At 68.4% G+C, this 7,772-nt stretch carries 5 protein-coding genes and 1 pseudogene; 3 read left to right on the top strand and 3 right to left on the bottom strand.

Annotation, left to right across the window (positions count from 1 at the left end; genetic code table 11):
* A pseudogene (locus tag NBV68_RS15560) lies at positions 1-545 on the top strand (sodium:calcium antiporter); the annotation flags it as partial.
* A gap of 131 nt (positions 546-676) precedes the next feature.
* Entirely contained in the window at positions 677-4,204 is a 3,528-nt protein-coding gene (locus NBV68_RS15555) for an autotransporter domain-containing protein (RefSeq protein ID WP_296311423.1), read from the top strand.
* Between the two features lie 81 nt (positions 4,205-4,285).
* Here NBV68_RS15555 and NBV68_RS15550 read toward each other — a convergent pair whose 3' ends face one another.
* Positions 4,286-4,957 (bottom strand): hypothetical protein, encoded by a 672-nt coding sequence (locus tag NBV68_RS15550; protein WP_296311421.1) that lies wholly within the window; start codon positions 4,955-4,957, stop codon positions 4,286-4,288.
* Positions 4,954-5,160, bottom strand: a complete 207-nt coding sequence (locus NBV68_RS15545) for a helix-turn-helix transcriptional regulator (RefSeq protein ID WP_296311419.1) — start codon at positions 5,158-5,160, stop codon at positions 4,954-4,956. The genes NBV68_RS15550 and NBV68_RS15545 overlap by 4 nt, the downstream gene beginning before the upstream one ends.
* A 238-nt stretch (positions 5,161-5,398) precedes the next feature.
* Here NBV68_RS15545 and NBV68_RS15540 point away from each other — a divergent pair, with 238 nt between their 5' ends.
* Positions 5,399-5,962: a lysozyme gene (locus tag NBV68_RS15540; RefSeq protein WP_296311417.1), complete on the top strand. Its 564-nt coding sequence runs from the start codon at positions 5,399-5,401 to the stop codon at positions 5,960-5,962.
* Positions 5,963-5,991: 29 nt separating this feature from the next.
* On the opposite strand, the gene NBV68_RS15535 is transcribed toward NBV68_RS15540, so the two are convergent.
* Positions 5,992-7,772: translocation/assembly module TamB domain-containing protein (locus NBV68_RS15535; RefSeq protein WP_296311415.1), on the bottom strand; the 1,781-nt coding region annotated here is incomplete at its 5' end.

The raw sequence follows: 7,772 nt of genomic DNA, 5'->3' as shown, positions 1-7,772 counted from the left end.
ATGTCTGGTGGGCCTACCGTTCGGAGAGCGCCGCCCCCTGCCCCGAGGCAGCGCGGCACGAGGCAGAGGCCGAGGACCGCCCCGTGCCGCCGAACACCGGCCCGCTCGTGCTCGGCGGGATGATCCTGGCAGGGCTCGCCGCGGCGATATTCGGTGCCGGCTGGCTGGTCGAGGGCGCGGTGGTGCTGGCGAGCGCGGCGGGGGTTTCCGAGAGCGTCATCGGCCTCACCGTGGTCGCGATCGGCACCAGCCTGCCCGAGCTCATCGCCTGCATCGTGGCGGTGCTGCGCAAGCACGCGGATGTGGCGCTGGGCAATGTGGTGGGCTCCAATATATACAATATCCTCGGCATTCTCGGAATCACCGCGGTGATCAGGCCGATCGAAGTGCCGATAGAGATCGCTGCTGCCGACATCTGGGTGATGCTCGGCGTCACCGCATTGCTGCTGGTGCAGCTGCGCTCGGGATGGCGGCTGTCGCGGCGCGAGGGCGGGCTGCTGGTGGCGCTGTATATGGGATATTCGTTATTCCTTGCGATGCGTTGACGCATTTGTGCAACAGTGCGACACATTTGCAGGGATGGTCGCCAAAGCCCAATTGTCGGAAACGCTTAAGCGGTCTTAGGATGCGCCAATCCGGTCGATCCCGCGACCGAATCCCATTGGAGAGAACGCCCATGAAGACGTTGTCCGCCCCGCGCCGCCAGTTCCTGGCGGGCACGGCCCTTGCCGCACTCTCGATCGCCGCCGTCGCCGCCCCGGCCCACGCCACGGCTCCGAACGAAACCGCCACGCCCGGCCGCCTGATTGCCGTCGAGCCGGAACCGCACACGAGCGAGGAAGATCAGACCACCCGGCTGCTCGCCGAAGCGGCCGAACTCGCCGCGCAGCGCCAGGACGTGTTCACCTACCATCAGCAGGCGTTCGTGCGCCCCGATGCGGTCGAGCTTGACCCCAGCATTCTCATCGCCGTGCCCGGCACGTCGACCACCGCGCGCGATCCGGTCAACATCACCGGCGTCGCGCAGATGATCGTCGACAATGGTGGCGGCGGGGTGGGGCTGTGCACCGGCTCGCTCATCAACCCGCGCACCGTCCTGTTCGCCGCGCACTGCGTCAACACCCGCGCGGCAACCGCCTACGGTGCCAATTCGGGCGGCACCGCAATCGGCTTCGGGTTCGAGACCAACCTGCGCGCCAACGCCCCCGGGCAGACCGACGAACTGGTGCGCTGGCTGTTCGGGACCGGCCCGAACGCGACAGGCCGGTATCAGACCAATACGGCCCAGGCGTTCTTCAACGTCGATGCGGTCGCCTATAACCCGCTCTCGCTCGAACCGGCGTCGCGCGGATTCCTGTACGGCGACGTCGCCATCGCCGCGCTCGACACGCCGGCGGCCGGCATCCCGACCTGGTCGATCCTGCTCTCGCCGCTCCCGGCGCCCGGGCAGATCACCGCTGCGAACGGCACCGGTTACCGGGTGGCGCTGGCTGGCTACGGTGGCAACGGCACCGGCACCAGCGGCACCCAGCCGATCGACTTCCGCCGCCGCGTGGCCGAAAACTGGCTGGGCGCACTCGCCTCGCTCGCCGATTTCGAGGGCTTCCTGTTCGGCCCCGGTGCGAGCGCGAACCTCATCCAGAACCTCTACTTCATCGATTTTGACGATCCGGCGCGCGGCACTGCCGGTGCCAGCCGGTTCGATTTCAACGCCTTCCGCGACAATGGCCTGCCCAATGAAGGCACCACGGCGGGCGGGGATTCGGGCGGCCCGCTGATCCTGAGCCAGGCCTTCACCCGCCAGCTGGTGATCGGCGTGCTTTCGGGCGGATACACCCGCTTCTTCAACGGCCAGCCCGCCAACGGCTACGGCACGGTCAGCTTCTACCAGCCGCTCTATCTCTACTGGGACTGGATCGCGGCCAACAATCCCTATCGCTATGTCGGCGCCAATGCGGGCAACGGCAACTGGGAAGACCCGACCCGCTGGGTATCGCTGCAGGATCCGGCCTACTTCATCCTCGGGCCCAATGGCCAACCGATCAACGGCGTGCCGACCCAGACCGGTGAGCAGAACACCGGCACCTCCGGCAAGTTCGGCCAGGCCTGCTTCCAGTTGAGCCCGTTCAACGAATGCCTCGATCTGGCAACCGGAACCGTGACCGCCGGCACCGGCCCGATCGGCACCACCGACAACAACCTGGGCACTGCCACCATCTCGCCCGACGGCACGGCGACCAACCAGCCTGCGACGGCGCAGATCGACCCCGCTCTCGCCCAGCCCGAGGCGCAGGCGGCTGCGCAACCGCTGCCCGCACCGACCATCGCCAACGGCCTGCCGGGCGCGACCAACTTCGTGCCGAACAACACGGCCGGCAACCGCCTCCAGGGCGTGCTGCCGCGCTACTTCGACGTGACGCTCAGCAATGCGGGCACCACCTCGCTGAGCAGCACGGTTACGATCGACCGCCTGACCGTGCGCAACACCGCCGGGCTGACGATCAACACCGGCGCGCGGCTCAACTCGCTGATCGACGTCACCCAGGCGGGCGGCACGATCACCCTCAACGGGACGCTCTCCTCGGCAGGCGACTTCGCGCTGCTGGCCGGGATGCTGCAGGGCACCGGCACGGTCATCGCGCCCTTCACCACCAGCGTCGCCGGCACGATTTCGCCCGGCACGATGGGCACGATCGGCACGCTGAACTTCACCGGCAACCTCGTCCTGGCATCGGGCACGGTGACGATGATCGACATCGCGGGCACCAATGCTGACCGGATCGCGGTCACCGGCTCGGCCAATGTCGGCGGCACCGTGGCGCTCGGGGGCATCACCGGACAGGTCAACGGCCTCGGCCGCCAGTTCTCCATTGTCACCGCCACCAACGGGGTGACCGGCACCTTCGCCCCGCTCACGATCTCGCCGATCCTGCGCCAGTCGTTCACCTACCAGCCCAACGCGGTGCTGCTGCAGATCACCGCGGCGAGCTACAGCACGGTGATCGACCGCAACAATCCGGTGCAGAGCGCCTATGCGCAGCTGTTCGACCAGAACCGTTCGAACGCGGCACTCTCCGGTCTCTACGCGCTCGACTTCGCATCGACCGACACGATCCGCAGCACCTTCGTCGGGCTCGCCCCGGTGAACGAGCAGGCGGTGCGCACGCTGTCGGGCCAGACCATCAACACCATCCAGAACATCAACGACATCCGCCTGCGCACCGCGGACAAGAGCAACTCCGGGGGCAAGATTGCCGTAACCGGACGCCCGCTGGAACTCGCACAGCTCAGCTTCTCGCCGGCCAGCCAGCCGATCGGGGCCGAGGTCATGGCGCTGCAGGACGGGGCCGAGGATACTGTCACCACCGAGGGCAACCTGCCCGAGAACCTGGGCATCTTCCTGACCGGCGGCTACATCACCGGCGATGCCGGCAGCCTGCCGAGCTTTACCGCCCAGACCGATTTCGACGGCTACTACATCGCCGGCGGGATCGAGTTCTATCCGGGCGACAGCACGCTGGTCGGCCTGTCAGGCTTCTACAGCTCGCTCGAAGCCGACGTGCCGCTGGGCCAGCTGGTCGAGAACGACACCTACGCTGCATCGCTCTACCTGCGCCACGCCCTCTCGGGCGGGCTGGTGATCGACGGGCAATTGTCGCTCGGCAGCATGGGCTTCGACACGCAGCGCACCGTCGGCTTCCTCGGCACGACCCAGACGCTGGCCTCGAAGTCCGATGACCTGTTGGTGTCGGGCGCGCTCGGCATCTCCTATGACCTTGCCACCAGCTTCGGCACCATCTCGCCCGGGCTCGAGGCGCGCTATGCCAGCGTCGATCTGACCACCGTACGCGAGACCGGCGGCACGCTGGCGCTCGGCATCGCACGCGAGAACTACACCAGCAGCCAGGCGCGGTTCGGCGTCGATTACGAGAAGGCTGGCAAGACCGTCACGATCAACGCCAACGCGCAGCTGGTGTGGGAGTTCGAGGACGGCCCGTCGCTGCTCGGCGCCAACTTCGCGACCGGGATCGGGCCCAACGCAGGCTTCGCGCTCGAAACGGCGGATCAGACCTGGGTCGAACTCGGCCTCGCCGCAACCTTCGGCAATGGGCCGTTCACGATCAGCGTCGGTGGCGACACCACCATCGGGCGCGACACGGCCGAAGCGCAGGTGGTGCGAGGCACCGCGACCTACCGCTTCTGATCACCGGCTCGGGCCGCAACAAAAAAGGGGGGCGCCCGCCAGCCGGCGGGCGCCCCCTTTCTCTTGCGCCGTGCGGCCGGATCAGCGCGGCGTCAGCATCCCGCGCCGGCCGGTGGCGATGAAGCTCGCCAGCAGCACAACGACATAGAACAGCGTCAGCAGATCGAGGGGCGCAGGCGCGGCGACATAGCGAAGGTGCGCGAGCATCGCCCATCCGCCCGCAAACAGCAGCATCAGGCCATAGCTGATCGCGCCCGCTTCAAGGTTGACCGCGCGCATCAGCTCGTCGCTCAGGCGATAGGAAGGGATCGCAAGCAGCGTGCCGATCACCAGCCCGCCCGCGCCCAGCGCCAGCGCCGCGGCCTGCGGCACAGGGCCATCGGGAGCGGCCAGCGCGAGGCCGATGAGCCCCACGCCCCACAGCACCATCGCCGAACCCGAGCTGGTCAGCACCTTCTTCAGCTCGCGCAATTCGTCGGCGTCCTCGACATTGAGGAAACGTGCGCCGACCCTGGGGCTCAACGTGCCGAGGCCGACAGCAAGGCCGATGACGATATAGAGCACCCCGACCAGCGTGGCGATGGTGGGGGACTTGCCGAGCCCGCCGACCGGCTCAAGACCGATCAAATGCAGCGCTGCGGCAGCAGCGCCATAGCCGACCACGCCGCCGGCCAGCGCCGGGAAGAGGATCTTCCTGACCCATTTCGGAGTTTCGGGGCGAGGGGTGGCGGGGGATTTTTCCTCGGTCATCATTCTACAGGCTCCCAGTGATCGATGAACAGATCCGGCACCGTCACCCCGAACAGGCGCGCCATGCGCAGCGCCAGGGGGAGCGAGGGATCGTACTTGTCGGTCTCGACCGCGTTGATCGTCTGCCGTGACACGCCGAGCCGCCGGGCAAGCTCGCCCTGGCTCCAACCCTTCACATCGCGGTAGTGTTTCAGACGATTTTCCACGTTCAATTCCGACTTCAAGGTGATGATATGCGTTCCGGCCCCGGGGTGCATCGCGATCCGAATCGCCCCGCTGCCTGACAAGACCTCTTTACAGACAAGAACTCTTGTCAGTCAAGAGCTCTTGTCACCCCCTGCCGCCAGCGCGCGCAGTCTGGGCGCTGCATCTGCTCGAAACCATTTTCCTACTCGCGCAAAACGTGCTGAATCGCCGGGCCTCACGCATTTGAGGAGGCTCCCGATGTCCACCCCGCACTCGACCAAGATGCTCGCCTATCTGCGGCGGCTTGTGTCCATGCCCGCCAATCAGCCCCTTCCCTCCAACCGCCACGTCGGCGCGGCGGGAATCACGCTGATCAAGCGCTTCGAGGGCTGCGCGCGGCTGCGCGGCGACGGGACGGTCGAGGCCTATCCCGACCCCGGCACGGGGGACGATCCGTGGACCATCGGCTGGGGCGCCACCGGCCGCGACCACTTCGACGGCTCCAGGATCGGCCCCGGCACGCGCTGGACGCAGGCGCAGTGCGATGCACGCCTTGCTGCAGACCTCGTCCGCTATGCCGCCGATGTCGCCGAAGCGATCGGGCCCGCACCGACCACCCAGAGCCAGTTCGATGCGATGGTCAGCTTCCACTACAACACCGGGGCGATCGGCACCGCGACGCTGACCAAGAAGCACATCGCGGGCGATCATGCGGGCGCCGCGCATGAATTCTCGCGCTGGACGCGGGCCGGCGGGCGGGTGCTGCAGGGGCTCGTCAGACGCCGCGCGGCTGAGGCGGAATTGTATATGAGTGAAGGTTGATCGCGCACGCTGGTCGGCGCGCGATATCCTCAATAATCCCGGCTCACCTGCACCAGCACCGAATCGCGCCCGATGGTCGACACCGTGCCGAGCAGCGCCAGCCAGCTGGTGATGCGGTATTCGACCTGCGTCGCGCTGTAGCCGCGTCCGTCGGTGACCAGTTCGACATAGATCTGCCGGGTGATGTTCTTGCCGATCGCGATCCCCGTCTGCCGCCCGGTCAGCGGGTCGGCGCTGACGATGCGCAGCTGGTCGAGCCCGATCGTGCGCCGCAAGCTCCCGATCGGGTCGAGTCCCCCGCCCCCGCCCTGCAGCGCCGCCAGCGCTGCCGCCAGCTGCACCGCATCGGTAGCCGACAGGGATGTGACCGACCCGCCGAACAGCAGCCGCGCGAGAATCTCCTCCTCGGGCAGCGAGGGATCGCTCGAGAAGGCGATGCTCGGCGCCTGGGCGTTGCCGGTGATCGCGATATCGACATTGGTGCCGTTCTTGGCGGTCTCGGCGAGGATATCGAGCCGCGGGTTGATCGCCTCGTTGACATCGAACAGGATGCGCCCGCGGGTGAGCTCGAAGCGGGTGCCGGCGAAGGTGTAGTCGCCGCGCACCAGCCGCGCGGTGCCGCCGATGCGCGGATCGGCGACCGTGCCGCGCAGCGCGATGTCGATGCCCCACTCGCTCTCCAGCCCCAGCCCCTCGACCGCGACGCGCCCCGGAGCCGAGGCGTTGACGAGATAGCGCCATGAGGCATCGCGGCCCGAGGCCTGCGCCCGCGCGCGCCCGTCCTCGCCATTGATCTCGCGGGTGGCGATGCGCGGCAGGGCGCGGTCCTCGGCGGCGTTGCCCAGCGCCCATCGCGCGCGGTCGACCGTCACGCGGCCGGCGATGGTGCCGCCGATACCGTTCGAGACGATCCGCAAGGGGCCGGTGATGGTCGCCTCGAGCCCGTTGGCATCGAGCAGCCGCGCATTCCTTACCGCCGCACGCAGATCGAGCACCGGCCCGCGCGCGCGGCTCATCTGCGCCAGATCGATCGTGCCGCTGCCGCTCACCGTGCCGCCGCCGACGGTCTGCCCGGCGAAGCTCGCCAGTTCGAGCCGCGATCCGGCAAACCGCCCGCGCGCCTTGACCGCGGAAATGCGGGTGCCGGTGAGCGCGCTCTGCACGGTCAGATCATCGCTCGCGACATTGCCGGTGATGCGCGGATCGGCGAGTGTACCGGTCGCGCGCGCGTCGATCCGCACCGGGCCGGCCAGATCGAAGGCCTCGACCGCGGCGAGGCGCCACAGGGTCTCGGCCGCCCCGTCGAAGGCAAGCCGCGCGCCGAGGCGACCGCGCATCACCCGGTCAGCCAGCGCGCCGTCGGGGGCAAGGTCGAGGACCGCCAGCGAGATGTCGCCGCGCCGCTCCTCGCCCTCGAACAGGCGCGCGGCGGCGGTCAGGCGGTCAGCGCGCAGGTCGACCACGGCGAGGACATTTACGGGCTTGGAAGAGAGCACCAGTCCGGCGCGGCTGAAGCGCTCGATCCGCCCGCGCGCGCGCGCCGTCGGTGCCTCGCGGCCCGTCTGGCGGTAGTCGATGATCCCGGTCAGCCGCCCGCCAAGGCCGAGGTCCGCGCCCGCCAAGTCGAGCAGCCGCAGCGGCATTTTGGACAATTGCAGGTTCAAGGCCGTGGCACCGCCGCCGAAGCTGCCCTCGGCAATCGCGAAGCCGCCGCCGAAGCCGATCTGAGTCGGCGCGAGGCTCCAGCCACCGTCTTCCTGCGAGGACAGCACCGCGCGGCGCGGCATGGTGATCTCGGCATTGCCATATT

Source organism: Erythrobacter sp. (assembly GCF_023653175.1).
Taxonomy (GTDB): Bacteria; Pseudomonadota; Alphaproteobacteria; order Sphingomonadales; family Sphingomonadaceae; genus Erythrobacter.
The sequence above is the reverse complement of the archived record's forward strand: the minus strand, read 5'-3'. Positions and strand labels throughout refer to the sequence as shown.

What these genes read in the sequence shown, in the direction of transcription:
- NBV68_RS15555 (WP_296311423.1), top strand. Translation starts at nt 677, where the DNA reads ATGAAGACGTTGTCCGCCCCGCGCCGCCAGTTCCTGGCGGGCACGGCC.
- NBV68_RS15550 (WP_296311421.1), bottom strand. Translation starts at nt 4,957, where the DNA reads ATGATGACCGAGGAAAAATCCCCCGCCACCCCTCGCCCCGAAACTCCG.
- NBV68_RS15540 (WP_296311417.1), top strand. Translation starts at nt 5,399, where the DNA reads ATGTCCACCCCGCACTCGACCAAGATGCTCGCCTATCTGCGGCGGCTT.